We start from the raw sequence: 25,018 nt of genomic DNA, 5'->3' as shown, positions 1-25,018 counted from the left end.
CTCTCGCCTGCCGAGTTCGAACAGCAGCACCGGCGAGGACGTAAACTCACACTCGCCGCATGAACCCCTGTGTCCACACTCCGGGGGACGCCTCAGCCGCGCCACTCCACCATGAGCAGCGTCGCGTCATCCGTGGTGTGTCCGCCCCGCGCCCGCTTGAGTGTGTGGGACAGGCAGCGCGTCACCGCCCGGACCCCGCGGCCGGTTCTCTCCAGCTGGTTCACGCAGTCGATCAGCTGCTCCTCGCCGAATTCCGCCCCGCCGGTCTTGTGCTCCTCGACCAGTCCGTCGGTGAAGCAGAGGACCCGGTCCCCGCGTTCCAGCCCCAGTCTGCTGATCCGTGGCTCCGAACCACCCAGGCCGACCGGGAGGGTCGTCGGGGCGATCATGCGCTGCGCGACGCGGTGGTCGCGGACGAGGATCGGCGGCGGGTGCCCGGCATTGACCCACTGCACCTGTCCGGTCGCCGTGTCCAGCTGCATCATCTGCGCGGTGACGAAGTGCTCGGGACCGAACTGCTTTGCCACGGCACGGTCCATGAAGTCGTAGATCCCCGACAGTCCGGTGCCGAGGCGGCGGGCGTGGCGGTATGCGCCGATGGCCACGGTGGCCATCGTGGCCGCATCCAGTCCGTGTCCCATCGCGTCGATCATGGCCACGTGGAGGACGTCCCCGTTGAGCGCGTAGTCGAAGCTGTCGCCGGCTACGTCGTAGGCGGGTTCCAGGACCCCGGCCACGGCGACCCGAGGCATGATCATCGCCAGCGGTGGCAGCAGGGACCACTGGATCTCCGCGGCGACGCTCATCGGCTCACGGCGTCTGACTCCGAAGAACAGGTCGGAGTAGCCGTGCTTGGTCACCAGCAGGTCGGCCACCAGGCCGGAGATCCTGAAAAGCAGGCGACGGTCGTGGTCGTCGACGCTGTGCAGCGTCACTGCCATGACCCCCACCTGGTCGCCGCCGTCCAGCAGCGGAAGATGGACCCGAACGCCGTCGTTATCGGGCAGTTCGACGGGGACCGCGTCGAGAAAGCAGCGACCCGCCGCGGAGTCGTCGATCACCTGCGGCTCCCCGTCCGTAAGGCCCTCGCCGGGCAGGGGTACGAGCAGCAACTGGCCGTAGTCCTGCAGCAGCACCTGCGGACGCCGGCCCCCCAACCGCCCCAGCACGTCGGCGACCAGCGGCCCGATGAGATGGGGAGGAAGCTCGTGCGCGCCATCGAGAACGGCACCCAGCAACGCTTCCCCGAAGCTCTCGGAACGGTCCGAACCCCGTCCGTGCCTCATCCGCCCACCAGCCATGATCCGCGCGCATAGATTGCGGCGGGGCGGGACGACCAGGAAATTGCTCGTGCCATCGCTCCACCGGGGACGTCGACGACCGGACCAGCCGGCCGGTCACATGGGCCCGACAGGCGTCGGGCCCTCACCTGAGTCCGTGCCCTCCTTCCGACTCCCACGCGGCTTCTCCGTCAAGGTCGTCCTCGGCGAGTGCCAGCATGAGCGGAGCCGACAGCGGGTTCTCGGGGTCGGCGGCAGCAGTCAGCAGCCGGGTGGCCGCTCCGGCCGGCTCGTCGGGCGGGATCACCAGCAGCTCCCAGCGACCCACCGTGCCGCAGTCCAGAGTGATGGCATGCGCCTCGCCGGCGAGACCCGTCCGGACCACCTCGATCACGTGGCCGGGCGCCCACACCGTCTGCGGGGCATCGGGCCAGGACGCGGGGTCCACGGTGACGCGAGTGACGGTGCCGACAGCCGGGTCCAAGGAGCCGACCAGCGCGGGCAACTCCAGTTCCAGCGCGTCACAGCGCGGCCACCACGCTCCATCCAGTGGTCCATGGCTGGTGTCCGGCGTCAGACGCAGCCGGGGCAGAGGCATCTGGTAGGTCTGTGCGTCACCTGGTGACGTACCTTCGGCGGGCCTGGTGATGGCGTCCATCGTGCGATCCCGTCCCGGGCGGCTGCGACTGCCCGCGTCTGTCACTCGCCGGGAACGGCGTCGCCGTGGTCGTGCGCCCGCAAAGCTCTCGGTAACGTCAGCGTACTCCCGGCCATGGCGGGCGGCGCGAGGTGCCGAGCCAGGTGGCTGTACCGCCCGGGACGGCGCAGCCGCTTGGCGCCTGACACAACGGATGTCCGCGGCAGACACTCGATCACCGGCCTGCTGGGGACGGCTCTTCCAGAGGCAGGATCAGCACACAGGGGGTGACCGGACCGGGCAGCCCGACGATCTCCCCCATGTTCTGCCAGTCCCAGGACTCGAAGGCGGCTTGTCCGGCCTGGTCAGCCGGATGGAGCAGCGCGACTCCCAGGGCGGTGCGCCGGTCGGTGAGCAGACGCTGCTGCAGACGGCGGCCGATGTCGCGGCGCTGAGCGTGCGGATTGGCCACGACCTGGGTGAGGAGCAGGAACCGTGCGCAGGCGGTGAGCCGCTGGATGCTCTCCTGCAGCATTCGGTCGAACCCTCGCCTCCTGGGACCGTCTGGGCCCACCGGAAAGCCGTAGGCGCAGCCGACCAGCACCGTCGTCTCGGCGACCAGCAGAGCGAAGCCGGGGCGCCGGGCACTGATGGCCAGGCGGCGCAGGAAATCTCCCCGGGTGTGGAACGACTCACCGGGTGTGTCCGCGACGGATGCCATGGCCAGGTCCGCGATGCCCTCCCTCATCCCCTCGATCTGCCAACGGGTCAGCCGACGCAGGCGGATCCCGTCCTTGAGCACCCCGCGAGCGGGGTGCTCAAGCGTCCGCTTCTCGTCGGCCGACGGACCCGGGGAGGCCGTTTGCAGCAGGCCGCGAGGCAGGGCGGGTGGCACGGGATCCGTGGGGCCCGCGAGGAGCAGGGAGGTGGATCCGGTGACGGCGAGGAGCCGGGTGATCTGTGTGCACGGGTGGTGCAGCTGCAGGGAGGCGTGCACTCGGCCGGCGCGCCGTGACGCCGACAGAAGGACGTCCAGGCCCCTGGCATCGCAGGAGCCGACCGTGGTCAGGTCGATGTCGATGACGGTGACGCCGTCGCGCAGACACTGCTCCAGTGCGGCCCGCAGCAGCGGCGCCGTGGCCGATCCGATCTCACCGGCGAGTGTGACGAGTGCCCCCTCTCCTCGGTTCCGCCGGTGGATGTCCAGCCGGGAAAGGACCATCACGCCTCCCCTCGGCAGCGGCGCTGGCCGGTACGGGTACGGGGTACGGGCGCAGGCATGACGAGCTTGCGTGGAGTTGCTTCGACCGCGGCGGACATGATGCCGACCCGTCTCCGCGCCGACCGCTGGGGCGGCCCGGGATTCGTCTCTCGCCAAGGACGCCCCGGCGTGGCGGCCGGAGTACACGATGTCCTCGGTACCTCCACCGTACGTCGCGGGCAGCCGGAATCGGCTGCGACGAGAGCACGTCGTCAAGGGTGACGCCGACACCCTGACCAAGCAACGGACCAGCACCTGCTGCGCCAGCCCGGCCGAGGCCGGCGCGAAGGAACCGGCCGCCGCGGACGGCTGCTGCTGACCCGCCGATGACCAACCTGGAAGGGTGACTCGATCAAGCCAGCTCTGCGGCCAGGTCCCGCAGAGCAGGTACGAGTTCTGGGTGGTCCCCGCGCGAAGCCGACTGCAGCAGCTCGGTGACCACGATGATCTGTGCGACCCGTCCGGCCTCCGTCTTCAGCACGGGGAAGGTCTCCCGTACACGCTGGGCCAATCCGGGGGCCAGCAACGAGTAGGCCAACAGCATGGCCGCGTCGTATCCGGCCGGCGCCTTCCCGAAGCCCTCCCAGTCCAGGAGGTAGGGGGTGCCGTTGGTGAGGTTGGCGGTGTGTAGGTCTCCGTGGGCTGTCGTCCAGTCCGTGATCCGGGGTGCGGGCATGCCGAGGAAACGCGGGACGCTGCGGTCGACCCACTCCTGGCGTACGGCCACACGGTCTGTGGAGACGCCGCTCACGTACTCGAGATCCCTGCGGAGCGAGTCCCACCATGCCCTCGGCGGCTCCGGATCCGTGTGTATGACGGGGCTGGCGGAGGTGACGGACTCGGCGGTGTACTGGTGCAGCTCTGCGAGGAAGGCGTAGCTGCCACTCTTCGCTTCTGCGGTGTCGTACAGCAGTGGTTTGTGGACGTGGCCGTCAAACAGGGCGGCGGCCTCGCGGTTGCCTTCCCAGAGCTTCCCATTGGCCTTGTCCGCAGGTGCGGACAGGAGCCTCAGCCAGCAGCTACCCCGGTCCGGGTGCTGGACGCTGCTGCTGAGGGTGCGGCCGTGCCAGCCCCAGACTTCCGGGCCGGTCACGGCCGTGCCCAACGCCTTCGCGTACTGCTTGAGTGCGCGGCGCATTCGGTGTCGGTTGGCGGGATCAGTCGGGGGCGAGTACATCCAGCACCTTTCGCAGTGTCGCAACGGGCACGGCGGGCTCCTGGAGGACGGCTTGGGCTTCGGCCCAGTGTGCCGGAGTGGAGGTGGAGAGCAGAACCCGCGTCACGCCAGGGCATGAGGCCGCTGCCAGCAGGCACGCCTGCGGGACTGTGAGGTCCGGGCTCAATAGCGCGGTGAGTTCGCGCGTGGCCAGGTGCGGCAGTTCGCCACCGAACAGGGGTGCCGAGGCGTACACCTGCCATCCGAGGCCGGCTGCTTGTGCGATAGCCCCTCTTCCGTCCAGCGCTTGGGCGAACGCCGTTGCGGTGACGAGAGATACGGGCAACTGGACGGCACGCAGGTGGTGCTGGTCCGTGTCAGCGGCTTCGGCAGCCAGTTGGTGCAGGGCGGGGACGCTGAGGGCGCCAGTGTCGAAGCCATCCCAGGTGGCGACACCGTACGCGCTCAAGTTGCCCGCTGCTGCTTCTGCTTCGAGAGCGGTGAAAGCGTCGCGTAGGGCTTCGTAAGGGCTGCCGTCGGTGTGCTCGGGGTTGTGGACGAAGACCAGGTCCAGGCGGTCGAGGCCGAGCTCTGTGCGGTTGCGGGCGCACTGCCAATGGACGTACGGGGCGTTCAGACAGTGTCCTCGTTCCGCGTCGTCGGCGGTGAGAGCCCCATCGAGGACGGCGTCCTCGGCGGCCTGGTGAGTGAGGAAGCCGACCTTGGTGGAGACAGGAACGGGATACCGAGCGAGAACGGGAGCGAGCAGCAGCTGTGCCTGTCCGTTGAGGTAGTTGGGGGCGGTGTCGATCCATGCACAGGTGGGATCTGCGGCCGCGCGGACGGCGGCGTCGTTCACTGCGGAGGGGCGGATGCGGTAGGTACCGAGCCCCATGGGTGCCGGCCTCATCGCTCGCTTCCTTCCAACGTGATCGCTTGGCCGCGCATCAGCTCGGAGACGACGGTCGCCGCGTCCGCGACGGAGATCCGCGCTGTCGCAGCCAGGTCACCAAGAGACACGGTGCCGGGTACGGCGGACACCAGCAGCTGGAGCAGCGGAAGGGCCTCCGCGGCCATTTCCCACTCGTTGTCGCAGGCCCGGAACACCACTCTGTCTCCGCCGGCCGCGGGTTCGACGTGGGCCCTAGCCGTGGTCAACCTGACGCGGACGTCCGGGTTCGCCGCGACGCCGGTGATGTGGGGCAGGCTCGGTCGCAGGCGGGTGAGGTCGGATCCATCGTGCGTGGCGCTGTATCGGCCGATGAGGTCCGGGGCTTCCAGAGCGGCGACGACTTGCTTGCGCAGCCGTTCCAGGTAGACGGCTTGCTGCGCGGTGGTCGCGTGCACGGGCAGGTCCTCGCGCAGGACGTCGTGGCAGCGCAGGTCGTCGGCGAGCCAGGAGAGCAGTTGCGCGCCTGTGGTGGTCTGGATGCCGAAGGTGAGGTGCAGGGAGTGCTCGCCTTCGCTGGCGGCCACCGAGTGCCACCATCCGCGCGGGAGATACAGCACGTCGCCGGGGCGAAGGACGAGTTCGCTGACCGGCTCCTTCGGCGGTGGCTCGGGTTCGTCCGTGTCCTTGTACATGGGGGCGGTGCGGGTGGGGCCGTACAGCTTCCAGCGTTTGGCGCCGTCGATCTGGATGACGACGACGTCGTGGTCGTCCCAGTGCACGCCGAAGCCCTCGCGCGCGGTCCAGGAGGCGTAGAGATTGGTCTGCACTCCCGTGCGCAGCCACTGTTCCAGTTCCATCGCCGCGCGGGTGACGGGTGGGTGGAGTTTGTCGACAGCGTCGATGACCAAGGAGGCACCGTCAGTGAGACGGGCGTGCAGCTCGGCCGGATGCAGGCGTTGCCAGACGGTGTGACGGCGGGTGATGACGGGTGCGGTGTAGCGGTGGGCGGCCAGCATCTCCCCGTCCGCGGAGAGGCGGAAGCGGGGCGGCTCCAGGCGGTGGGTGGCCAGGATGGTGTTGACGTCGTCCCACGTGATCAGGTCGCTTGGGTTCGAGAGGGCGGCGGGGACGTGGCGGTGGTGGCGGTGGAGCACCTGGGCCAGGAATTCGTCCTGGCCCAGGTGGGCCGCCAGGTTCAGCGGCGACAACGCGTCTCCTCCCGGATCAGTCGTTGCCGTCGGAGCGGCCGGTGCTGCCGCCGTCGGACGGGGTGATGCCGCGCACGCGGGCGGCCTGGATCCGGCGACGTGCCCGGACGAGTCCGGCCTGGGCCGGCCCGGTGGTGGCGGTGGTGGCCGTGCTGTTCTGCATTGCTCCTCCTGGGGTTCAGCCACTATGTGGCTATGCGGACCCGCCCGGACGGTGTTCGTCCTGTCCAAGGGCACGGGCGGTCGATCCGCCGGGACGGGTGCTTGCGGCCCGCCCCTGCCGGGGCTTCTCGGGGTGGGGGAACCTCTCGATCTGCTACGTCCGGCAGGGACGGGGGCTCAGGGGCCGTTCGGGGCGGCGGCGACCGCGAAGCCGATCACGAATCCGCATGAGGCGGAGATCAGCATGATCAGCAGTGGGCCCGTGTAGCGCGCCAGTCGGCACACTGCGCGGCCCATCACGGTTTCCACCAGGCCCGCCACGGTCGGGTGATGATCTCCCGGTACGTGTGGTGCGCGGGGTTGCGGCCGCCGTGCTCGAACACCCAGTCCTGTGGCTTGGCGAAGTCGGCGCTGGCCGGTGAGCTCTTGCCGCAGACGGCGCACTGCATTGCGTAAGTGGTGGGCTCGGCGTCCGGCTCTCGGTCGGGTTGGAGCATCCATTCCTTGTGACAGACGACCGCTCGGGTATTCATCGGCTCGCCCCTTCCAGAGCGGCACTGACGTACGGGTACTGAAGGGCGGCGTGCAGGGCGCCGGCGTCGGTGAGGGTGTCGTCGTCGGGCAGCTCGAACCAGCCGCCGAACCAGTCGTCGATCAGCTCCAGACCGGGCGCGACGAGCCACGAGTTGCTGGAAAGGTGCCGTACCGGCAGGTCGTTCCAGCTTTCGGCGGTGCCGGTACCGATGGCGTAGTAGAGGCGCTCGTTGGGCCCGTCGTACAGCACCGGACCGATGGCCGCACCGGTGACGCGCAGGTGGGCCAGGGCCAGGAGACCGATCTCCGCGGTGGTTCGCACGAGGTCCCAGCCCTCGCCGACCCGGAGCAGACGCAGGCCGGGTGCGTCGTTGACCACGGGTGCGCTTCGCAGCGCCTCACGAACGGACATCACGCATCCCCTTGTGCTGGCGGTCGGAGCTGGCGTTGAGCCGTGTCGGTCTGATGGTGCGGACCACGATCAGACGGGCACCCGTTGCTGTTATCTGTCGCATCCGCTCGGCCGCAACGCGCCTCGGCCCCAGGTGGCTGAGGGCAGGAACCACGGCGCCATAGCTGTCGGGCAGTTCGAGCGCGTCCAAGAGGCCGACGAAGGCGGCGGAGTGGCTGGCAACCGCCGCGTCGCGGTCCGTGAATATGCCGCCCAGGGTCAGTTCATGCTGTCGGCAGTACTCGGTGAGGCAGTCGACGAGCGCCGTATGGCGGGCCATGCCGCCGGTGATGTGGCGCAGGTAGCCGAAGACCTGAGGGAAGGCGACGGGGCGGCGTTCCGTGATGAGTTCGTCGTCCATGCCCACAGCGTCGGCCTCCGGGAGCGGCCTCGAAATGACCCGCTGTTGCACTTCCGTTGCACTTTCCGCCCCACGTCGTCACCGAGAGTGCTTCTATACGTGACGGAGGGAGGTCACTCGTGGTCAGCGTGCAGCAATGGACCGGCTGTGAAGCGAGCGCCCTGCGCGCCGCGCTGCGCATGAGCACGCGCGCCTTCGCCGAGCACCTGGGTGTGGCGCTGCGCACGGTCGCCAAGTGGGAGAGCCTCGGCACTGGAACCCAGCCCCGGCCGGACACCCAGGCCATCCTCGATACCGCGCTCGCCCGTGCGGACTCTGCTGCCCAGGCCCGCTTTGAGACGCTGGTGTCTCCCGGGCGGAAGAGCGCGCGGCCGGCAGACCATGAAACGTGGACTGAGGACATCGAGCGCGCAGTCGTCTGTGTCAGCCGTCAGAACTTCCCCTTCGCCTCGTCTCTGTTGAACCGCTGGTTAAGCCGCTATGACCCGCACGACCTCGACGACAAGGGCCTCTACCTCTACGGACGTTCCCTCGTTCTCCTCGGCGACCTCCAGCGCGATCAAGGTGCCATCCTGGGACCGCTCTCGGCCCGGCACTCTTACCTGACCGCCCGTGGCATGTTCACCGAGCTGGACATCCCGCGTCGCGTTGCGCAGATCGAGCTGTCCCTTGCCGTCGTGCAGGAAATGTCTGGTCAGCTCGATGCCTCTGCCCGTCAGTACGAACTCCTCTCGTCAGACGAGCGCTTGAGTCCCCGCGACCGCGCCCGAGCTGGACTTTGGGTGGGTACGGCCCTGAGTAAGGAGGGCAACAACGAGTACGCCACCAACGTGATGACGGCCGCCACCCGCGCCTTCGAGGATCTGGGCGAGCCGGAGGACTGGTCGGTCGCCCACCAGAAGTTGGCCTTGGCCCACCGCGGGGCCGGCGACCTGAAGCAGGCCCTGCACTGCATCGACATCGCACGCAGCACCGGGACGGTTGACTCCCCGATGCAGCGGGTGCGGTTGGACACCGCCCACGGGCACATCCTTCTGTCGGACGCGGCGACCCGGAATGATGGGCTGTCCGTCCTCGACCAAGCGGCACAGGTGGCCCGCCAGTATGGGCTGAGCCACCAGCTCCGCAGCATCGAGGGCATCCGAAAGGGTCAGCAGGGATGAGCCAGGGAGTGCCAGTGCCGGAGCACGAGCAGCGCCAGATCACCGACGAACAGTTCCACGACGCGACACTGATCTGGAACTACCACCAGATGGGCCACGAGCAGCGGCCCTGCTCGGCGGCGATCGGTCTCGGCAGTCACGACCTCGGTGTGGCCACTACGTCCGCCGATCTGTACCGCGCCGGCCTGTTTCCCATCCTGGTCTTCAGCGGCGGTAACAGTCCCACCACCCGTGCCCGCTTCCCGCGCGGCGAGGCCGTCCACTACCGCGAGCACGCTCTGGGCCTGGGCGTCCCGGATGAGGCGATCCTGGTCGAGTCGAAGGCGGCCAACACCGGGCAGAACATCACCTTCTCCCGCGAGCTGCTGGCCGAGGCCGGTGTGGGGATCGAGTCGCTGCTCCTCATCTCCAAGCCGTACATGGAGCGCCGCTCCTATGCGACCTGCCGCAAGCTGTGGCCCGAGGCCGAGGTCGTCTGTGCCTCCGAGCCGCTGGAACTGGACGACTACATCAAGTCCATCGGCGACGAGAAGCTCGTCGTCGACATGCTCGTCGGAGACCTGCAACGGGTGATCGAGTACCCGAAGCTCGGCTTCGCCGTCGAGCAGGACGTACCGGGGGATGTCTATGACGCTTACGAGCGACTCCTTGGCGCTGGCTTCGACAGCCGCCTCATCAGTACCTGAGCCACCGCGCGTCGGCCCGCGAGGCGGGGTGTGCGCGATCCATCAACCGAACCTGTTCCTACGGCTGTCCACTCTGGCGAAGCTCTTCGCCGCCGACCGCTGGATCGTCCTCGACGACGTGCAGTTCGCCCGGCGCGACTATCAGCACCGAGCACGTCTCGCCGCCTTGGGTGATCCTGGTCGGCAGCAGTGGCTCACGCTGCCGACGCATCTTCCCCATGGACGTCCGACACTGATTAGTCAGGCTCGGCTCGTTGATCCCGGCCGCTCGCGCCGGACGGTCGAGCTGCTTGTGCGCCAGTACTACGGCCGCAGCTCCCACTGGGGTGTCGTGTCTGAAGTGCTGGACGTGGTCATGGATGCGCTCGACACCACAGACCGTGTGGCCGGCATCGCGCGAACATCGTCGGTCGCCATGCTCAGCGTCCTTGGCTGGGCAGGGGAAGTGCTGGACAGCAGTGGGATCCCGGCCCGTCAAAGCCGATCCGAGCGCCTTGCCGACCTCGCCGTGGCCACCGGCAGCACCCACTATCTGTGCGGCACCGGCGGTCTGCGCTACCTCGACCCCGATCCCTTCGATGCCCACGGCATCCCCGTAGTGCCCTTCTGCGTCCCTGCGGATACCAGCGACGCGCTCTGGCGATGGGCCCGGCGGTCCAGCAGCCTCTGGGCTTTGAGCGAGATCGGTCCCGGGGCACTGGCGAACCACCTGGCTGCCCAGCGAGAAACTTTCCGGCGGACGTGACCTCTTCACCCCCATCCTGGCCGCACCTGGAGGAGCAGACGTGACGCAGCAAAACACCGACGAGCGGCCGGGCATCGCCGCTGCCATCGTCGTGCACGAGGGACGTGTGCTGATGGTGCGCCGCCGGGTTAGCGAGGGGCAGCTCTCCTGGCAGTTCCCGGCTGGAGAGGTCGAACCCGGTGAAGCTCGCGAGGACGCGGCTGTGCGGGAGACCCAGGAGGAGACTGGGCTGACCGTGGCGGCCGTGAAGCTGCTCGGCGAGCGGGTCCACCCGAAGACGGGCCGGCTGATGTCGTACACGGCCTGCGAGGTGTTGGGCGGTACCGCGTACGTTGCGGACACTGAGGAGCTGGCCGAACTGGCTTGGGTCGCCCATGGCGAGATCCCGGAGTACGTGCCGTACGGGCTGTTCGAGCCGGTGCAGCAGTACCTGGATGGGACGCTCTTCTGACAACCCTGCCGAGACCAAGCGCCGCAAGCAAGAAGCCCGGTTACCGCAGCGGTGCCCCGGCCTCCCCACTGCAGTGCGTTCCACAGCGGGACTAACACCGATAGTGAGTCACAGATCTGCCAGGCGCGCTATGCCGCAAGGTAAAGCCAGGCATGTGCGACAGGGCTCCCATCGGCTCCTGCTAGCGAGGGCGGAGATTCAACCTCGTCGCACGGCGCAGCTACTGAACCAGGCGTAGCACGGGGCGCTGCTCCTGGACTCCGAGGAGTTCACGCACACGCTTGGCGGTCCAGGCCAGTTCGTGCGCGAGCTGGACCACCGACAAGTCCGCTTCCCGGGAAGCCAGCTCGAAGGCTTGCCGCAGGAGCGAGGGCTGCTCACCGGAAAAGTTGGACACGGACTCGGCTGCGAATCCGGGCTGGCCTTCCAATGCGCGGAGGCGCTGGTGCGTCCGACTGATGGTGGCGTCGGAGGTCAGCCCCAGTTCACGGCATCGGTAGACGAGAGAGTGGATGGAGACGCCCCAGACCTGCCTGAGCTCGGCGAGCCGTGCAAAATCCATCCGCTTGGGCAGCAACGGCAAAATGCTGGCTTGGGGGGTCAGGAACTCCGCAGCGAAGGCATCAGCTTCCTTCTCTTGCCGACTGTCGCCCGTGGCATCGCCATGAAGTACAAGGTGTCCCAATTCGTGAGCTGCCGTAAACCGATGCCGATAGACGTCGTCGGCGCGGTTGGCGGTGAGGATGACTAGCGGGCGGGCTGCGCGGGTCGAGAACGCGTCCACGGTGGAGGCTGAGGGGTCGCTCGCGGGAGGTGTCACCACAACAATGCCGTGGGCTTCCATGCGCCTCACCAGATGGGTCACGGGTCCGTCTCCCAACCCCCAACGTCGCCGAAGCTCACGCGCGGCGGCGGCTGGGTCGGTGGGCAGCTCCGACCCAGGGTGGACTTCTCCGCCGGCGAAGCCAGGCAGGTCCACGAGCGGCAACTGGATCCGCTGCTCAAGGGCGTACGTGAGTTCCCAGACCTGTTCGGCGAAGGCCAGTGCTCGCTCCCGCTGGGACTTCGGGGTACTGCGCAGGCTCCGGAAGTGGGCCATCGAGGCGTCGAGCCGGTTGGCCGGACGTCCGAGCAGGAAGAACGTCGCGGGCACTCCGAGGGTCTCCGCGAGCCGGGGGATCAGGTCAGGACGCGGCCGTGATACCCCCGTCTCGTACTGGCCCACGGCGGCCGGAGTCACCCCGAGGCTTGTTGCCACGTCCTTCTTCGTCATCTCCGCAAGCCGACGCGCTTGCGTCAGCCGAGCGGGATCGAAGCCGTCGGAGATGGCACGGGGCGTCGTTCCCCGCTCTTCCAAGCCCGGAATAGTGTCTTGCTTAGTGGGTCGCATCTTCTTCGCTGGTCTGGTCCTCGACGGGTTGTGCTTCGGTCTGCGGCGGGATGTCCCGCAGTCGCTCGGAGGCTGCACGCGAGGACAGCGTAAGGGTGGGCTCGCTTCCTTCGGTGAAGCTGGTGTGCTTCCGCGCGGACGTTGCAGCCTGGTCGGGGACACTGGCCAGCCGTGTCCCGTGAGAGGTAACGGTCTGAGGCAAGGCGAGGGGTTCGGGAACGGTTGCCCATTCCAGGTGCCGGTTCTCTCCGAGTGCAGCGATACCCCAGTGTGCCTCCAACAGTTCGGAAGCGTTGCAGGCAAACGGCACCAGGATCAGTCGGGTTCCTTGAGGAATGGCTGCCAGGCCGCCGCGCGGCTCCGCGGTAAGGACGGTCCCTTCGAAGCCAAGGTCGAACGCGTCCTGTACGTGCTTCGGTTCAGGGGCGAAGGTGAAAAGCTCCTTCACCAGCTGGGACTCGCTGGGGATGCGTGCCGTGCGCACGTCCGCCTTGGTCTTCGAGTAGAGGAAGGGATAGATCAGGCCGCGGCCGACGAGCATGAGCTCGAACGGGAACCCGAACGGCCGCACGGGAGTGGCCCCAGGCAGGTCTTTCAGCTCGTCCTGGACGCGCTCGAACTGGTTCTGCCACCGGGCGGTTCCGTACGTGTGGTTGGTGCGCGAGTCGGTCTGTTCCTGCGCTGCTTGGGCGTTGGCCTGCATGTTCCGCAGCGCCTGGCCCAGGAACATGCGAACTGCCGACGCCTGCTTACCGAATACTTCAGTCGCCCAGGGCGAAAGGGACTCACTCATGCGGGCGACTCCTCAGGTCGAACTTCGCATTGGAGCATTCGATTACGACGCAGACTTTAGTTGATGTAGTGATTCTTGCGCAAGTGCTTCGGCGTGCCGCGTTTTTCTCGCACCCCTCCCGCCGTCCATGGGCGAGTGACGCCGGGATGGCCAGCGGATGGGCCGTCCGATACTCGGTGCTGGTCACCCGGCTGAGGTGTGGTCAGCGGCGGCCTTGCTGGCGCAGTTCAGCCGGAGTGACGTGCGACGGGCTGAGCGGGGGTTGCCTCCGCCAACTGAACGGCTGCGTTCCCATGGTGGAGCGGAGGCGGGCGGCTTCGGCTCGGGGGTTGAGAGCAGGGTTGCGACTGGTGTGCTGGATGCGGGTGAGCAGCACGCGGGCGGGTTGGCGAGCGGTGGTGAGTTCGCGCTGGGCGGCGGCCTCCTTGAGGAGTTGGTGGGGTTTGTGACCGCCGGCCTCGGCATCGGCCAGGACGGTGGAGAGGGCCGGCCAGGCGGGGTCGGTCAGGATGCGGTCGGCGTGGTCGGGGATGGCGGCGCGGACGTCGTGGGCGAGGGTCCGGCGCGCCTGGTCAGTCGGCTGACGGGTGGCGAGGCTGTCGACGACGGGCGTGAGGGCGTCATCGGCGGCAGTCTTCAGGTGGTGGAGGGTCTGACGGGCGGCTTCGACCTGGTGGGCGTGACCCTTCGCCTCGTGCCAGCGCCCGGCGACGATCGTGGCCCAGACGAGGGCGGTGAGCAGGGCGGCAAGGGCGCTGCCGTCGGGGCCGGTGGCGGTGTGGGCGATGTCTCGAGCGGCTTTACGCAGGGTGTCGGCGGCCTGGTTCTCGGCGCGGATCTGGGAGCGCTGGGCGCGGGCGAACGCCTTTGAGGCTGTTAGTAGTTCGGCTTGGAGGTGGGTGGGGGCTTTCTGAGCGGTAGCTTCGATGAGTTCGCCGAGCGCGGTGATTTGGGCCTGGGCGTGGGTGTCGTCGGCCATGCCGGTGTGGAGGGTGTCGAGGGCGTCGGTGGCTTGGTGCCAGGGGGTGGTCGGGCGGTTTCGGCGGGCGGTGGGGTGCTCCTCTGGCGCGGTGGTTTCGAGGCGGGCTTCGAGCTTGGGGAGGGCGAGGTCGGGGGCGATCCTTCCGCCGGAGTGGAAGATCTGTTCGCCGTCCTTGTTGAGGTCGCCGGGGCGGCCGACGGCGTAGCCGAGGAGGTCTCCCGACGGTCCGCGGCGGGGCTTGACCGCGATGCCGTCGGCTTCGAGGTAGGCGAGGAGTTCCTCGGCGCTGCTGGCGTGTGGGATGGCGGCGCGGATGCGGTCCTGGAGCCATGCGCGGCTGGTCTGCTCCCAGCCGAGGCGTTCGGCCTTGTGCATCTCGGCCTGGGAGGGGCGGCGTTCGGCGGTGCGGTCGCCTTTCTTCAGCTGGCGCAGCCCGTAGTCCTTCTCGATCTGGCGGCAGGCGTCGCCGACGCGGATGCCGCTGTCGTGGAGCTTGGGGCGGCGGCCGTCTTCGCGGACGGTGGTGGCGAGGATGTGGATGTGGTCGTCGGCGTGACGTACGGCGATCCAGCGGCAGGCCAGGTCGTCACCGGGCGGGGCGATGCCAGCGGCTTCGACGATGCGCTGGGCGATGTCGGCCCATTCGGCGTCGGAGAGGTTCCGGTCGGTGGGGGCGGTGCGGACGGGGCAGTGCCAGACGTGGTCGGCCACCATCCTCCCGAACTCGCTGTTCCGAAGGTGAACGGGCTCGTCGAGGTGGTGGGCGAGCTGGGTGAGGGTGGCGTCCTGGTCGCGGCCGGGGTCGGGCATGCCGAGCATGGCGAAGCCGGCGACGATGTGCGGGTCGTTGTGCTCGTCATGCTGGCCGGGGCCGTAGAGGTAGGCCAGCAGGCCACGGGTGTTGGACCCGGCTGGTTTGATGGCGGCGATCACGCGGCCTGGTCCTTCCTGGGGTCAACGGGTTCGCGTAGGGCCTCGGCGATCAGCTCCAACAGGCGGAGGAGCTCGTCGAGCCGGTGGCGGATGCCGGGCGGGGTGAGGTCGCTGTTGAGGGCGCGGGCGATCTGGTTGACGTTGACGCCGATGCGGTTGAGCTCGCGCAGCACCTGGGCGCGGAACATGTGGGTGCGGCGACGGTCCTCGGACAGCGGCAGGTTCGCGGTGAACCGACCGGATACGAAGGCGAGGACGATGTCGGCGGCGAAGCCGGATTCCCCCTTGTAGCCGTGCTCGGCGGCAGCCTCGTGGAGGTCGGCGTGCTCGTCGCCGGTGAAACGTAGCGGGCCGACGCGTACGGTCCGCTTGGTGCCGGTGAAACGGCGGATCGCCGGCTGGACGCTCTGCACCGCTCGCTCGCCGGCCGTCGGCTCGGCGGCGGGTGCGGGGTGCAGGATCTGCTGCTGGACGGCGTGAAGCTCGTCCGAGTCGGGTCCGCCCTCGGTCCCGGCCACCTGGTCCGGCGCCCCCTGGCGCTGGGCCGTCTCCGCCACCCCTGGGGCGGAGACTCCCGAAGACCGGCCTTGAGTCGGACTCGGGGTACTACTGGCTCCGCCAGGGGCCGCCCGTCCGAACGCACGCCGCAAACGTCCCAGCAACGTAGGGGACTTCGCCTGAGGCAGCGGCTCGTCGGGATGGTGGTCGGGGCGGTGTTGGTCGTGCGTCACGGGCGGTTCTCCGGAAGGGGCGGGGAGGGCAGGCGGGTCGCGAAGGAAGGGCTGGCAGAGGGCTGGTGGGCAGCCCACGGTCCACAGGTGTGGATTAGCAGGCGACGAGTGAGGTGGCGGCCGACTGGCCGGGGTGACCGGAAGGGGTTCCGGTCACCCCGTAGGGATTCCGATCAGCCGCTGTCCGGACCGGTTTCGGCGGCGGCTTCGATTTCGCGCCGGAGGATCTCCATCACCTCGGTCTGCCGCTCACTGCCGATGGTCAAATCCCTGTCCTTAACGGCCTTCCGGAGAAGGGACCGGCTGAGCGTGCCGTGTTCAGCGATGGCGATCCGGCCGATCTCTGCGAGTTCCTCGACCGTGGCCTTGGCCGGACGGCCACCGCGCGGCTTGCTCTTCGCAACCTTGGAAGATGGTTCCGTCGACTGGACGGGTACGACTGCCGAAGGCTCAGTCGGCTCGACGGGCGCACTGACCGGGGGGTCCGGCGCCTGAACGAACGCGGGGTCCGGGTGGTCCCCCGGTGGGTCGACGAGCTGGTGGATCTGTCGCATCAGGACACCGAAGGCCAGCAGTGCGGCGGTCGGGGGAACCGCGGCGACCACGTAGTCGAGCAAGGGCACGGTACCGGCGCTGCCCATGCCGCTGACCCCGGCCACGTTGAGAGCGATGGAGCCGACCGATCCGGTGGCGGTAAGGGCGATGGCCCACCCGTCGGTGACGCGTCGCAGGCCCGCGCGGAGCATGAGCAGTTCGCCTGCGACGATGAAGGCGTCCAGGGTCGCGGGCCAGGCCCATCGGCGGGCGGGAGAGCTATAGAGCCCATGCTGTCCGGCGACCTCGGCGAGGTGCGCATACGACAGCCAGAACCCGCCAGCGGTCAGGGCGACGATGACGGCACCCGCTGCGACGAGCGCGTATCGCTCGGCAGCCTGCTTGGTCATGATCGGTCGTCCTTCGCCTGGGCCGTGGTCCCGGTGGGTGGGCGTGGAGAGGTGGGTCAAGCGGGGTACTCCTGCGGTGGTGGCGTGGTCCGTCTTTGCCGTCTTGGCCGTTGCAGTCGCAGGTCAGGGCCGGTACGGCACGAGGGTCGACGGTCCGTCCCGGCTTTCCGTCGCGTCCTGGCAGCCCGCAGGATTCCGGCGGGGTGCGGCTCGGTGGCCGTGGACGGGGCGAATCCGCCTGACGTCCCGCCAGCATGTGCCCTGACCTGCGGTGATACGGCATGGACGCGTAAGACGGCACAAGACGGATGTGGTCGGCGTCCCGGCGGGCAGCAGGACGGTCGTGATCGCGTTGCCGTCTTGCCCCCGATTGCCTTCTTGCCTGTATGCCGTTTGACCTGCGGAATTACGGCAGGGACGGCAAGGACGGCAGTCAGGCGAGGGGCGGGGGCTCAGTCCTCGCTGCGGTCGGGGCTGGTCCCGACTGGATGGACGGTCGGGCAGTAGCGCCGCCAGGCATCGAGGAACTTGTTGCGCGTGTAGCCCTTGCGCTGGGTACCGTCGGTGAGGCGGACGTTGCCGGGCTTGATGTCGAAATCGCGCAGCATCGAGCCGAGGCCGCGAGCAGTCAGTCCACCCCGTCCCCACTCCGTCCAAGGACTCTCCATGTCCTGGCGCAGTTGGTGGAGAAGTTCCTCGGTGGAGAGGCTCTCCGCCTCGCGCTGGGTGACGAAGATGCGGCGGATGTCAGCCAGGATCCGCGCTCCGCTGGGGTGATCTTCCTCGGCTGCCGCTTCGGCTGCGACCATCTGCGCGCAGGCCGCTCGGGCGAGGCGGGGCCACGATCCTGCCGCAAGGTCGGCGACGATCACCAGAGGTTCCCAGGTGTCGGCGGCACGGTCCTCGACCGGCATCACCGGCTCCAGTTCAGCGGCCTCATCGAGGAGCGGCCTGGCCCATGCGGCGATGCGGTCGCGCAGGTCGTGAAGGGCTGGGGTGTCGCGGCGGGACCGGAAGGGCTTGACGCTCTCTCCCTCGGCCCTGCGGCGCATGCGGACGACCACGGACCGGTCCATGATCGTGTCGGGCAGGTCGCCGATCCCGGCTAGGGCAGCCATGGCGAAGGTGGCGAACTTGTGGGGCGTGTGGTCGTTGCCGACGACACGGGTGACGTACCGGTTGCGCTGGTGACCGGCGTTGAGCAGGCCGCGCATCTCCTCGTTCTTCTCCGCCATCTTCGGGGTGCCGAAGATGGTGTCCGCCTCGTCCACCAGCAGGGTGGGCGGTTCGTCGGTGATCGACCGGAAAACCGCTGCGGGCGTGGTGTTGATGGTGAGCATCGGCTCGTGGACCGTCTCAGTGAGCACGTCCAGGAGTCGTGACTTGCCGCACCGCTTCGCCGGCCCGACCACCGCCATACGTGGGGCGTGTTGCCAGGCGGGCTGCAGGTGGGTGGCCGCCACCCAGAGCGTGACGGCGTCCAGCGCCTGCTCGGAGGGCAGGATCACGAACTTGGCTATCTGAGCGCGCAGTTCGTCCAGCAGCGCGGAGCCGTGCGTCGGCTCTGGATCCGGCACCGCTGCCTCGGAGGGAACGGTCGGTATCGGGTCAGGTGCCCTGTCGTCAGCCGCTGACGCGGCTTCGGGGGTCTCGTGGCCGGGCCGACCAGGCACCGCGACCGTCGGCCATACGGCTTCGGCCGGTGCGGAATGCGGCTCGGGTGTCGTAGGTTGCACAGGGCAGCTCCTATCCGGTGACTTCGGGCATGCAGGCCCGGTGTCACGCAGGTGGTTCGTTGGAATGCGGGCAGTGGAGTGTGCCGAGCCTCCGGCGTTGGCGCGCCGGGGGCTCTCTTGCTTCCTTGGCCGGGGCGAGGGACCACGGACAGTACGTCCACGCCCGGCCACAGTCCAGCGTTTCTGTGTCAGCTCAGCGCAGAACCGTCTGCTATGTTGCCGCCTCGTCACGCTGCGAGGCCGAGCAGATCCAGCAGATCCGCGGTCACTACCCGATAGGCATTGCCGAGTCGCAGCACCCTGCACGGGTACTGGCCCCGCTTCGCCAGCTCGTACCCCTTGCTCCGTCCGAGTCCCAGGGCTCGATTGCCTGTGTCCAGGTCAACGGCCACGGGGAGGGTGAGCAGCTCCTCGCGGCTCATCCCCTTCGGCCGTCCGGACGTCGCGTCTTCGCGCATGCAGTGCGCCCCTTCCAGTGCAGCCATCGGCGAACGCGGCGATCGCGTTCGTCTCCAGGCGCCTACTAACCAGGATGCCCAAGCTAATGTGTCTGCATGACACAACGCGGTGTGGATGCTGAAGAAGACGACTTCCCGGAGTGGGCGGATCGGATCAAGGCCAACGTGGCCGGCGAAGTCCGGAGGAGAAGGAAGGAGATGGGGTGGAGCGCGCAGGATCTGGCGGACCAGTGCGAGCGACTCGGACATCTCATCCCGCGCAATGTGATCGCCAACATGGAGTCCGGCCGCCGGGCCAACCTGCCGCTGGTGGACGTCATGGTCCTGGCCGCCGCCCTGGGGACGTACCCGGTCTGCCTGATCTTCCCGGTCGGATACGTCGAGCAGACCCAGGAGCTCCCGTTCCAGGACCTCGTGCCCACCTGGGACGCCCTGCGGCGCTTCACGGGTGAACAGGACGTGCCCGACTACGACGCCGGCCTGGTCCCCGATTTCGAGCTTCACGCCAGCCTCGTACGCACTGCCCTCGCCGCGCTCGAAGAGGAAGAGCGGGCACGGTTCGCGGCCAAGACGGCGACCAGCCGCGCTCAGCAGGAAGAAGCCGAGCGCAAGCGGACCGAGTACGCCGACCAGGCCATCTCCGCCAAGTACAGCCTCCGCCACCTCCGTCGGGACATTCGCGATGAAGGGGCCACCCCGCCCGACCTGCCGCCAGCCCTGGGCGACGTCGACCCACCTGAACCCAAACCCAACACCACATCGGAGGAACGCATTTGAAGGGCTCCACCCACCGTCGCTGCTACTGCCGGGACCCGTACACCGGAAAGCCGCTCGGCAAGAAGTGCCCCAAGCTCACCAGCCGCAAGCACGGCTCCTACTCCATACGCCAGGAGCTTCCGCCCCGCGCCGACGGCACGCGCCGCTCTTTCAGTCGCGCCGGCTACGACTCCCTCAAGGCTGCTCAGGGCGACCTCGACCATGTCCGCTCGCTTCTCGGCCTCGCCGACGCGGACGACGCCGAGGGCCTGACCCAGATCGCCGAGTTGCTGGAGAAGGTGGCCGAGGAGAAGGCACCGCTGCCGGACATCGAGGCGACCCGCAGGCGCCTCAGTCACGGCTTGGACCTGACGAACGGACTCACGGTCGGCGAGTGGTTGGACATCTGGCTGGCAGGCAAGAAGGGTCGACAGAGCGCCATCAGCCGCGACGAGAGCAACATCCGAGTGCACCTCAAACCGCGGATCGGGCACCTGCGGCTCGACCGTCTTCGGGTCACCCACCTGTCGGAGATGTTCGAGGCCATAGCTGAGGCCAACGTCGAGATCGCCGAGTGCAACGCCGCGCGGCGCAAGGCGTTCGAGGACCTTGCCCAGATCCCCTGGAAGGGCCGCGAGTACCGTGCCCGTCGCAAGGTGATGAAGGCGGCCATCGCTGAGATGGAGCCCTACCGACGCATCGTCGGTCCGGCCACGCGCCAACGTGTCCGCTCCACGCTGCGGGCCGCGCTGAACGCCGCGATCGCCCAGCAGTTGATCACCTTCAACCCGGCGGTCCACGTCGAGTTGGAAGCGGGCAAGCGGCCCAAGGCGCTGGTGTGGACGGACGAGCGCATCCTCCACTGGGAGCGCACCGGCGAGAAGCCGTCGCCGGTGATGGTCTGGACGCCGGAGCACACCGGCCTCTTCCTTGATCACATCGCGGAGGACCGCCTGTACGCGCTGTTCCACCTGATTGCCTTCCGCGGGCTGCGGCGCGGTGAGGCATGCGGACAGAAGTGGACCGACACCCACTTGGACGCCGGTCTCATCACCGTCGCCAAACAACTCGTCGTCGACGGTTGGGAGGTGTACGAGGACGACCCCAAGACCGATGCCGGCGCGCGCACCATCGCGCTCGACTCGGACACGGTCCAGGCCCTCAAGCGGCACCGTGCTCAGCAGGACAGGGACCGTGAGGAATGGGCGAGCGCCTGGGTGGAGACCGGCCGCGTCTTCACCAGGGAGAACGGCGAGATGCTCCACCCCGCCAACGTCACCAGGCGCTTCGTTGAGCTGTACGAGGAGATCGGTCTTCCGCCCGTCCGGCTCCATGACCTGCGCCACGGGGCCGCGACTCTGGCCCACGCGGCCGGGGCCGACTTGAAGGACATCCAGGAGATGCTCGGCCACTCCTCGATCACCATCACGGCCGACACCTACACAAGCCTGCTGCCCGAGGCGGACCTGGCGATCGCCGAGGCCGCAGCCCGGCTCGTGCCGCGCGCGCAGCGCGTGCTGGATGGTGCTGATCCATCCGGAGAGATATTGGGGTCTGGCGCCCCGTCCGCTCACGCACCGCTCACGCAAACGGCCCCGGACGAGAGGTCCGAGGCCGAATAAGGCGCCCACCTGGGGGAGAAACCCCAGGTCAGAGCGCTAATGCGTTGTGCCCCCGGCAGGATTCGAACCTGCGACACCCGCTTTAGGAGAGCGGTGCTCTATCCCCTGAGCTACGAAGGCGAGGATCTGCACCGACAGTGTAGCGGCTGCCGCCGCGGGGGGTTCGAGCGTTTGCTGAGGTCGGCGGGTGGGGGCCGTGGGGGAGGGCTACGCGGTCAGTGCGGACACGCGGCGGAGTACCTCGTCGCGGCCCAGCGTGCGGGCCACGGCGAAGAGGTCCGGGCTGCGGGTCGAGCCGGTCAGGGCCACCCGGATCAGCTGGGAGGCCTCGCGGATCGAGCCGGGGTAGGCGTCCGGGTTCTTCTTGTACTCCTTGGGCGAGGGGGCGAAGCCGTGCTGGGTGGCGAGGGTCCGGATCTGGTCGAACCAGGCCTGGGGATCGTCCAGTTCCGCGTACTGCGCCGCGAAGTCCTGCGCGAAGGCGCGGACCAGGTCCTCGTCGAGGCCGCCGAGGCGCTCGTCCCCGGCGGCGACGAGGGTGAACAGCTGCGGGAAGAAGAAGCCGTAGGCGTCGCGGAAGTCCGACCACTTGCGGAGATCCTTGCGGGGGTTGTCCACGCCCACGCGCTCCACGTCCACGGCCGCCTGCGCGAGCGCCTGCTCGGCGTCCAGCACCGGCACGAGGTCGGGGTCGTGGGACAGCGCCCACTCGCGCACGGCGGCGAGGATCTGCCCGCTGCTCAGGGTGGCGATGTGGTCCGCGCTGATGCCCTCCAGCTTCACCAGGTCGACCAGCGGACCCGCCACCCCGCAGTCCTCGAGCCTGATGGGCTCCTGCAGCGCCTGGGCGAGCGGCAGTTCGGCCAGGCGGCCGTTCGCGAGGCCGCGGAGGTAGTAGAGCACCGGCTCGGCCGGGTAGCCCTCGCCGAGATAGAAGTCGACCGTCGACTCGGGGTCCTTGCGCTTGGAGAGCTTCCGCTTGCCACCCTTGATCTGCTTCATCAGCGGCGCGATGTGCGCGTACACGGGCGGTTCGAAGCCGAGCGCCTCGAAGAGCTGGAGGTGCACGGGAACGGAGGAGATCCACTCCTCGCCCCTGATGACGAGGTTGACCCGCATCAGGTGGTCGTCCACGACGTGCGCGAAGTGGTAGGTGGGCAACCGCAGTGCGCTGTCGGAGGACTTGAGGATCACCACGTCGTTGCGGTTGTCCTCGTGCTCCAGGCGGCCGCGGATGGCGTCCGTGAAGGACAGGCGCGCACCGCGCAGGGCGGGCGAGCGGAAACGCACCACGTAGGGCGCGCCCTCGGCGAGCTTGGCCGCGACCTCGTCGGAGTCGGCGTCGCGCCAGATCGCCCAGTCGCCGTAGTAGCCCGTCGGCACCTTGGCGTCCTCCTGGCGCTGCCGGGCGTCGGCCAGCTCCTCCTGGGTCGCGAAGCAGAGGTAGGCCTGTCCCGTCCGCAGCAGCTCACGCACGTAGCTGAGGTAGATCTCCTGGCGTGCCGACTGGAGGTAGGGGCCGTAGTCACCGACGGCCGTGGCGTTGTCGGCGGGCAGGGCGAAGTAGTCGAAGGCCCGGTTGAACTGCTCGACGGCGCCCTCGACTTGGCGCGACTGGTCGGTGTCCTCGATGCGGAGCAGGTACGTGCCACCGGTGCGGTGCGCGACGGCCTGGTTGATCAGGCCCGCGTAGATCCCGCCGATGTGGACGAAGCCGGTCGGCGACGGCGCCAGCCGTGTGACCTGCGCGCCGGCGGGCAGTTCGCGGGCCGGGTAGCGCTGCTCCCAGTGCGCGGGCTCCGGAAGGTCCGCGGGGAACAGTGCGTCGATGGTGCTGGCGTCGAGCATGGAGGGTCTCGGTTTCCGACCTAGAAGGGACGTGGAAAGGGCGTGGAAAGGGGCGTAGAAGGGACGGAGACGGGGCGTGGAAGGGCGTTTGTTCAGGCTATCAACGGGCTGCTCGGCCTCGGCGGGGCGGATGCCGGCCGAGGGGGCGGCCGGCTGTCGCTCAGGCGGGCGGGACCCGCGTGAAGCGGGACGCGGTGTGCAGGTCCGTCTGGATCCGGTCGGCGGTCGCGCGGAGGGCGGGGAGGAGGTCGTCGACGCACTCCTCTAGGGTGCGGCGGGCCGGATGGGTGGCCACGTTCACCGCGGCGACCGCCCGGCCCGTGCGGTCCCGTACCGGTACGGCCATCGACCGCAGGCCCGACTCCAGCTCCTCGTCGACGAGGGCGTAGCCCTGCGCGCGGACCTCGGCGAGAGCGGGGGGCAGGGGTTCGGCGCCGTCCGCGAGGAGGACGCGGCCCAGGGAGGTCGCCGCGGCCGGCAGTCGTGCGCCCACCGCGATGTCCACGGTCAGTACCCGGCTCGCGCTCGCCCCGGCCGTGTACTGGATCTCCGGCTCCGTGCCCGGCACCAGGACCGCCAGTGCCGTCGGCTCGTGCAACCGGTCGGTGAGGGCCCGCAGATGGGGCTCGGCGAGGCGGGGGAGCGTGGTGCGGGACAGTGGCGGGAAGCCCAGGTCCAGGACGCGGGGCGTGAGGGTGAAGGCGCGGTCGGGGCCCGCGGCCACCAGGCCCAGGTGCTCGTACGTGATCAGCGCCCGCCGGGCCGTGGCGCGGGCCAGGCCGGTCGCCCGTGCCACCTCGGTCAGCGGCAGCGCGGAGCGGTCCGCACCGAACGCGGTCAGTACGGTCAGGCCCCGGGCCAGGGACTCGACGAACTCCCGGCCCAGCTCGTGCTTGGACGCCGTCGTCCAGGTCGCCAGGCCCGAGGGCGGCGGGCCGGGCTGCGGCCGTGGCGCCTCGCGCAGGTCGGCCTCCATCGCCGCCACCGCCGTACGCAGCCGGGGGAGCAGGGAGGTGCGCAGGTCGGCCGCCGAGTGGCGGCTGGTGTGGCTGACCACGCTCGCCACGCACGCCACCCGGCCGGTGTCCGGCTCGCGTACCGGTACGGACACCGCGACCAGGCCCGGTTCGATCAGCTGGTCGTCCAGCGCCCAGCCGTCCCGGCGGGCCCGTTCCGCCCGCCGTTCGAAGTCGTCTGCGGCGGATGCCGGCCGGGGCGGTACGGCGGGGAAGGAGGCGTCCTCGGGGTCCTCGGCCCGCCGGGTCCGCCACCGCTGCCAGTCCGTGTGCGTCCAGCCGGCCGCGAACAGCGGTCCGGGCGCGGTGCGTTCGGCCGGCAGCAGGTCGCCGATGCGAAAGCTCACGGACATCGCGCGGCGGCGGGTGGCCTGGTGGATGAAGCGGATGCCGTCCAGGTCGGCGACCGCGAGCGACACCGACTCGTCCAGCTCGTCGGCGAGGGCGTCCGCGCGCACGTCGAGCAGGGCGGGCAGGCGCAGGGCGGCCAGGTAGGCGTTGCCCAGCTCCATCACGCGGGGGGCGAGGACGACGTCCCGGCCGTCGAGGCGGACGTATCCCATGCGGGCCAGGGTGGCGGTGATCCGGTCGACCGTGGACCGGGCGAGCCCGGTGGCCCGCTCCAGCGCGCTCGGGCTCAGCGTGCCGCCCGCCTCGGTCAGCCGCCGCAGCACGGCGATCCCGCGGATCAACGGCGCGACCGCCTCGGCCGGCACCCCGGCGCGGACCTCGGCATCCAGTGCGGTGTTCGCGGGCATCAACTCTCCGATACGGACTCCAGGCACGCCTACGGTAAACCCGCCCGCGCGGCGGCCGGCCCGC

General features: G+C 69.3%; 26 protein-coding genes and 1 tRNA gene. 7 read left to right on the top strand and 20 right to left on the bottom strand.

All coding sequences use genetic code 11. The annotated features are described in order from the left end of the window. Window positions 1-92: 92 nt before the first annotated feature. From ACIRVH_RS30615 to ACIRVH_RS30605, 3 genes are all read right to left on the bottom strand, one after another. Window positions 93-1,286 carry a PP2C family protein-serine/threonine phosphatase gene (locus ACIRVH_RS30615; protein ID WP_403959750.1) on the bottom strand — a complete coding sequence of 398 codons (1,194 nt, stop codon included), beginning with the start codon at window positions 1,284-1,286 and terminating at the stop codon, window positions 93-95. A gap of 139 nt (window positions 1,287-1,425) precedes the next feature. Beyond that, window positions 1,426-1,938 carry a DUF5994 family protein gene (locus ACIRVH_RS30610; protein ID WP_403959747.1) on the bottom strand — a complete coding sequence of 171 codons (513 nt, stop codon included), beginning with the start codon at window positions 1,936-1,938 and terminating at the stop codon, window positions 1,426-1,428. Between the two features lie 214 nt (window positions 1,939-2,152). Then, the gene (locus ACIRVH_RS30605; RefSeq protein WP_403959744.1) at window positions 2,153-3,139 is read right to left on the bottom strand and encodes an STAS domain-containing protein; all 987 of its coding nucleotides are present in this window, start codon (window positions 3,137-3,139) and stop codon (window positions 2,153-2,155) included. A gap of 187 nt (window positions 3,140-3,326) precedes the next feature. Between ACIRVH_RS30605 and ACIRVH_RS30600 the strand changes: the two genes are divergently transcribed. Then, a complete protein-coding gene (locus ACIRVH_RS30600) occupies window positions 3,327-3,497 on the top strand; it encodes a hypothetical protein (RefSeq protein ID WP_403959742.1) in 171 nt (56 codons plus the stop codon). 33 nt (window positions 3,498-3,530) lie between these two features. On the opposite strand, the gene ACIRVH_RS30595 is transcribed toward ACIRVH_RS30600, so the two are convergent. From ACIRVH_RS30595 to ACIRVH_RS30565, 7 genes are all read right to left on the bottom strand, one after another. Then, window positions 3,531-4,316, bottom strand: coding sequence for a phosphotransferase (locus tag ACIRVH_RS30595; RefSeq protein WP_403959739.1), 786 nt, complete (start codon window positions 4,314-4,316; stop codon window positions 3,531-3,533). Between the two features lie 19 nt (window positions 4,317-4,335). After that, window positions 4,336-5,244: an aldo/keto reductase gene (locus ACIRVH_RS30590; RefSeq protein ID WP_403959736.1), complete on the bottom strand. Its 909-nt coding sequence runs from the start codon at window positions 5,242-5,244 to the stop codon at window positions 4,336-4,338. Then, a complete protein-coding gene (locus ACIRVH_RS30585) occupies window positions 5,241-6,434 on the bottom strand; it encodes a cupin domain-containing protein (protein ID WP_403959733.1) in 1,194 nt (397 codons plus the stop codon). Before ACIRVH_RS30585 ends, ACIRVH_RS30590 begins: the two co-directional genes overlap by 4 nt. 16 nt (window positions 6,435-6,450) lie before the next feature. Next, window positions 6,451-6,597 (bottom strand): hypothetical protein, encoded by a 147-nt coding sequence (locus ACIRVH_RS30580; protein WP_403959730.1) that lies wholly within the window; start codon window positions 6,595-6,597, stop codon window positions 6,451-6,453. A gap of 295 nt (window positions 6,598-6,892) precedes the next feature. Further along, window positions 6,893-7,129, bottom strand: coding sequence for a hypothetical protein (locus ACIRVH_RS30575; protein WP_403959727.1), 237 nt, complete (start codon window positions 7,127-7,129; stop codon window positions 6,893-6,895). Next, window positions 7,126-7,542 carry a hypothetical protein gene (locus ACIRVH_RS30570; RefSeq protein WP_403959724.1) on the bottom strand — a complete coding sequence of 139 codons (417 nt, stop codon included), beginning with the start codon at window positions 7,540-7,542 and terminating at the stop codon, window positions 7,126-7,128. Before ACIRVH_RS30570 ends, ACIRVH_RS30575 begins: the two co-directional genes overlap by 4 nt. Further along, complete coding sequence (locus tag ACIRVH_RS30565; RefSeq protein ID WP_403959722.1) at window positions 7,529-7,942, bottom strand: hypothetical protein; 414 nt, start codon at window positions 7,940-7,942, stop codon at window positions 7,529-7,531. Before ACIRVH_RS30565 ends, ACIRVH_RS30570 begins: the two co-directional genes overlap by 14 nt. Window positions 7,943-8,061: 119 nt before the next feature. Here ACIRVH_RS30565 and ACIRVH_RS30560 point away from each other — a divergent pair, with 119 nt between their 5' ends. Genes ACIRVH_RS30560 through ACIRVH_RS30545 form a run of 4 tightly spaced genes read left to right on the top strand, consistent with a single transcriptional unit; the run spans window position 8,062 to window position 10,987 of the window. Next, window positions 8,062-9,105, top strand: coding sequence for a helix-turn-helix domain-containing protein (locus ACIRVH_RS30560; RefSeq protein ID WP_403959719.1), 1,044 nt, complete (start codon window positions 8,062-8,064; stop codon window positions 9,103-9,105). Next, window positions 9,102-9,791, top strand: coding sequence for a YdcF family protein (locus ACIRVH_RS30555; RefSeq protein ID WP_403959715.1), 690 nt, complete (start codon window positions 9,102-9,104; stop codon window positions 9,789-9,791). The genes ACIRVH_RS30560 and ACIRVH_RS30555 overlap by 4 nt, the downstream gene beginning before the upstream one ends. A 28-nt stretch (window positions 9,792-9,819) precedes the next feature. Further along, entirely contained in the window at window positions 9,820-10,536 is a 717-nt protein-coding gene (locus ACIRVH_RS30550; protein WP_403959712.1) for a WbqC family protein, read from the top strand. A 40-nt stretch (window positions 10,537-10,576) separates the two neighbouring features. Beyond that, a complete protein-coding gene (locus ACIRVH_RS30545; protein WP_403959710.1) occupies window positions 10,577-10,987 on the top strand; it encodes an NUDIX hydrolase in 411 nt (136 codons plus the stop codon). A 220-nt stretch (window positions 10,988-11,207) separates the two neighbouring features. On the opposite strand, the gene ACIRVH_RS30540 is transcribed toward ACIRVH_RS30545, so the two are convergent. The 7 genes from ACIRVH_RS30540 to ACIRVH_RS30510 all read right to left on the bottom strand — a co-directional run bounded on the left by ACIRVH_RS30540 (window position 11,208) and on the right by ACIRVH_RS30510 (window position 18,954). Further along, entirely contained in the window at window positions 11,208-12,377 is a 1,170-nt protein-coding gene (locus ACIRVH_RS30540) for a helix-turn-helix domain-containing protein (protein WP_403959707.1), read from the bottom strand. Next, window positions 12,364-13,170: a hypothetical protein gene (locus tag ACIRVH_RS30535; protein WP_403959704.1), complete on the bottom strand. Its 807-nt coding sequence runs from the start codon at window positions 13,168-13,170 to the stop codon at window positions 12,364-12,366. Before ACIRVH_RS30535 ends, ACIRVH_RS30540 begins: the two co-directional genes overlap by 14 nt. A 202-nt stretch (window positions 13,171-13,372) precedes the next feature. Next, on the bottom strand, window positions 13,373-15,085 hold the full coding sequence (locus ACIRVH_RS30530; protein WP_403959701.1) for a relaxase/mobilization nuclease domain-containing protein: 1,713 nt from the start codon (window positions 15,083-15,085) through the stop codon (window positions 13,373-13,375). Then, window positions 15,082-15,642 carry a MobC family plasmid mobilization relaxosome protein gene (locus ACIRVH_RS30525; RefSeq protein WP_403959698.1) on the bottom strand — a complete coding sequence of 187 codons (561 nt, stop codon included), beginning with the start codon at window positions 15,640-15,642 and terminating at the stop codon, window positions 15,082-15,084. The genes ACIRVH_RS30530 and ACIRVH_RS30525 overlap by 4 nt, the downstream gene beginning before the upstream one ends. Before the next feature lie 347 nt (window positions 15,643-15,989). Further along, complete coding sequence (locus ACIRVH_RS30520) at window positions 15,990-16,760, bottom strand: DUF2637 domain-containing protein (protein ID WP_403959696.1); 771 nt, start codon at window positions 16,758-16,760, stop codon at window positions 15,990-15,992. A gap of 452 nt (window positions 16,761-17,212) precedes the next feature. Continuing rightward, on the bottom strand, window positions 17,213-18,496 hold the full coding sequence (locus tag ACIRVH_RS30515) for a DUF3631 domain-containing protein (protein ID WP_403959693.1): 1,284 nt from the start codon (window positions 18,494-18,496) through the stop codon (window positions 17,213-17,215). A gap of 227 nt (window positions 18,497-18,723) precedes the next feature. Further along, window positions 18,724-18,954, bottom strand: coding sequence for a hypothetical protein (locus tag ACIRVH_RS30510; protein ID WP_403959690.1), 231 nt, complete (start codon window positions 18,952-18,954; stop codon window positions 18,724-18,726). A 111-nt stretch (window positions 18,955-19,065) separates the two neighbouring features. Between ACIRVH_RS30510 and ACIRVH_RS30505 the strand changes: the two genes are divergently transcribed. Both ACIRVH_RS30505 and xerC read left to right on the top strand, forming a co-directional pair. Continuing rightward, entirely contained in the window at window positions 19,066-19,731 is a 666-nt protein-coding gene (locus ACIRVH_RS30505) for a helix-turn-helix domain-containing protein (protein WP_403959687.1), read from the top strand. After that, window positions 19,728-21,332 (top strand): tyrosine recombinase XerC, encoded by a 1,605-nt coding sequence (xerC, locus tag ACIRVH_RS30500; protein WP_403959684.1) that lies wholly within the window; start codon window positions 19,728-19,730, stop codon window positions 21,330-21,332. Before ACIRVH_RS30505 ends, xerC begins: the two co-directional genes overlap by 4 nt. Window positions 21,333-21,379: 47 nt before the next feature. Here xerC and ACIRVH_RS30495 read toward each other — a convergent pair. From ACIRVH_RS30495 to ACIRVH_RS30485, 3 genes are all read right to left on the bottom strand, one after another. Next, window positions 21,380-21,452: transfer RNA gene (locus ACIRVH_RS30495), tRNA-Arg, on the bottom strand. Between the two features lie 87 nt (window positions 21,453-21,539). Further along, window positions 21,540-23,180 carry a glutamate--tRNA ligase gene (locus ACIRVH_RS30490; RefSeq protein WP_403959681.1) on the bottom strand — a complete coding sequence of 547 codons (1,641 nt, stop codon included), beginning with the start codon at window positions 23,178-23,180 and terminating at the stop codon, window positions 21,540-21,542. Window positions 23,181-23,340: 160 nt separating this feature from the next. After that, window positions 23,341-24,954 carry an IclR family transcriptional regulator C-terminal domain-containing protein gene (locus ACIRVH_RS30485; protein WP_403959678.1) on the bottom strand — a complete coding sequence of 538 codons (1,614 nt, stop codon included), beginning with the start codon at window positions 24,952-24,954 and terminating at the stop codon, window positions 23,341-23,343. Window positions 24,955-25,018: the final 64 nt, after the last annotated feature.

This window comes from Streptomyces sp. NPDC101165, assembly GCF_044768135.1.
GTDB lineage: Bacteria > Actinomycetota > Actinomycetes > Streptomycetales > Streptomycetaceae > Streptomyces.
The sequence above is the reverse complement of the archived record's forward strand: the minus strand, read 5'-3'. Positions and strand labels throughout refer to the sequence as shown.

Coding starts and splice junctions, on each gene's coding strand:
- ACIRVH_RS30615 (WP_403959750.1), bottom strand. CDS start 1,286: ATGAGGCACGGACGGGGTTCGGACCGTTCCGAGAGCTTCGGGGAAGCG.
- ACIRVH_RS30610 (WP_403959747.1), bottom strand. CDS start 1,938: ATGGACGCCATCACCAGGCCCGCCGAAGGTACGTCACCAGGTGACGCA.
- ACIRVH_RS30605 (WP_403959744.1), bottom strand. CDS start 3,139: ATGGTCCTTTCCCGGCTGGACATCCACCGGCGGAACCGAGGAGAGGGG.
- ACIRVH_RS30600 (WP_403959742.1), top strand. CDS start 3,327: ATGTCCTCGGTACCTCCACCGTACGTCGCGGGCAGCCGGAATCGGCTG.
- ACIRVH_RS30595 (WP_403959739.1), bottom strand. CDS start 4,316: ATGCGCCGCGCACTCAAGCAGTACGCGAAGGCGTTGGGCACGGCCGTG.
- ACIRVH_RS30590 (WP_403959736.1), bottom strand. CDS start 5,244: ATGAGGCCGGCACCCATGGGGCTCGGTACCTACCGCATCCGCCCCTCC.
- ACIRVH_RS30580 (WP_403959730.1), bottom strand. CDS start 6,597: ATGCAGAACAGCACGGCCACCACCGCCACCACCGGGCCGGCCCAGGCC.
- ACIRVH_RS30575 (WP_403959727.1), bottom strand. CDS start 7,129: ATGAATACCCGAGCGGTCGTCTGTCACAAGGAATGGATGCTCCAACCC.
- ACIRVH_RS30570 (WP_403959724.1), bottom strand. CDS start 7,542: ATGTCCGTTCGTGAGGCGCTGCGAAGCGCACCCGTGGTCAACGACGCA.
- ACIRVH_RS30565 (WP_403959722.1), bottom strand. CDS start 7,942: ATGGACGACGAACTCATCACGGAACGCCGCCCCGTCGCCTTCCCTCAG.
- ACIRVH_RS30555 (WP_403959715.1), top strand. CDS start 9,102: ATGAGCCAGGGAGTGCCAGTGCCGGAGCACGAGCAGCGCCAGATCACC.
- ACIRVH_RS30540 (WP_403959707.1), bottom strand. CDS start 12,377: ATGCGACCCACTAAGCAAGACACTATTCCGGGCTTGGAAGAGCGGGGA.
- ACIRVH_RS30535 (WP_403959704.1), bottom strand. CDS start 13,170: ATGAGTGAGTCCCTTTCGCCCTGGGCGACTGAAGTATTCGGTAAGCAG.
- ACIRVH_RS30520 (WP_403959696.1), bottom strand. CDS start 16,760: ATGACCAAGCAGGCTGCCGAGCGATACGCGCTCGTCGCAGCGGGTGCC.
- ACIRVH_RS30510 (WP_403959690.1), bottom strand. CDS start 18,954: ATGCGCGAAGACGCGACGTCCGGACGGCCGAAGGGGATGAGCCGCGAG.
- ACIRVH_RS30490 (WP_403959681.1), bottom strand. CDS start 23,180: ATGCTCGACGCCAGCACCATCGACGCACTGTTCCCCGCGGACCTTCCG.
- ACIRVH_RS30485 (WP_403959678.1), bottom strand. CDS start 24,954: ATGCCCGCGAACACCGCACTGGATGCCGAGGTCCGCGCCGGGGTGCCG.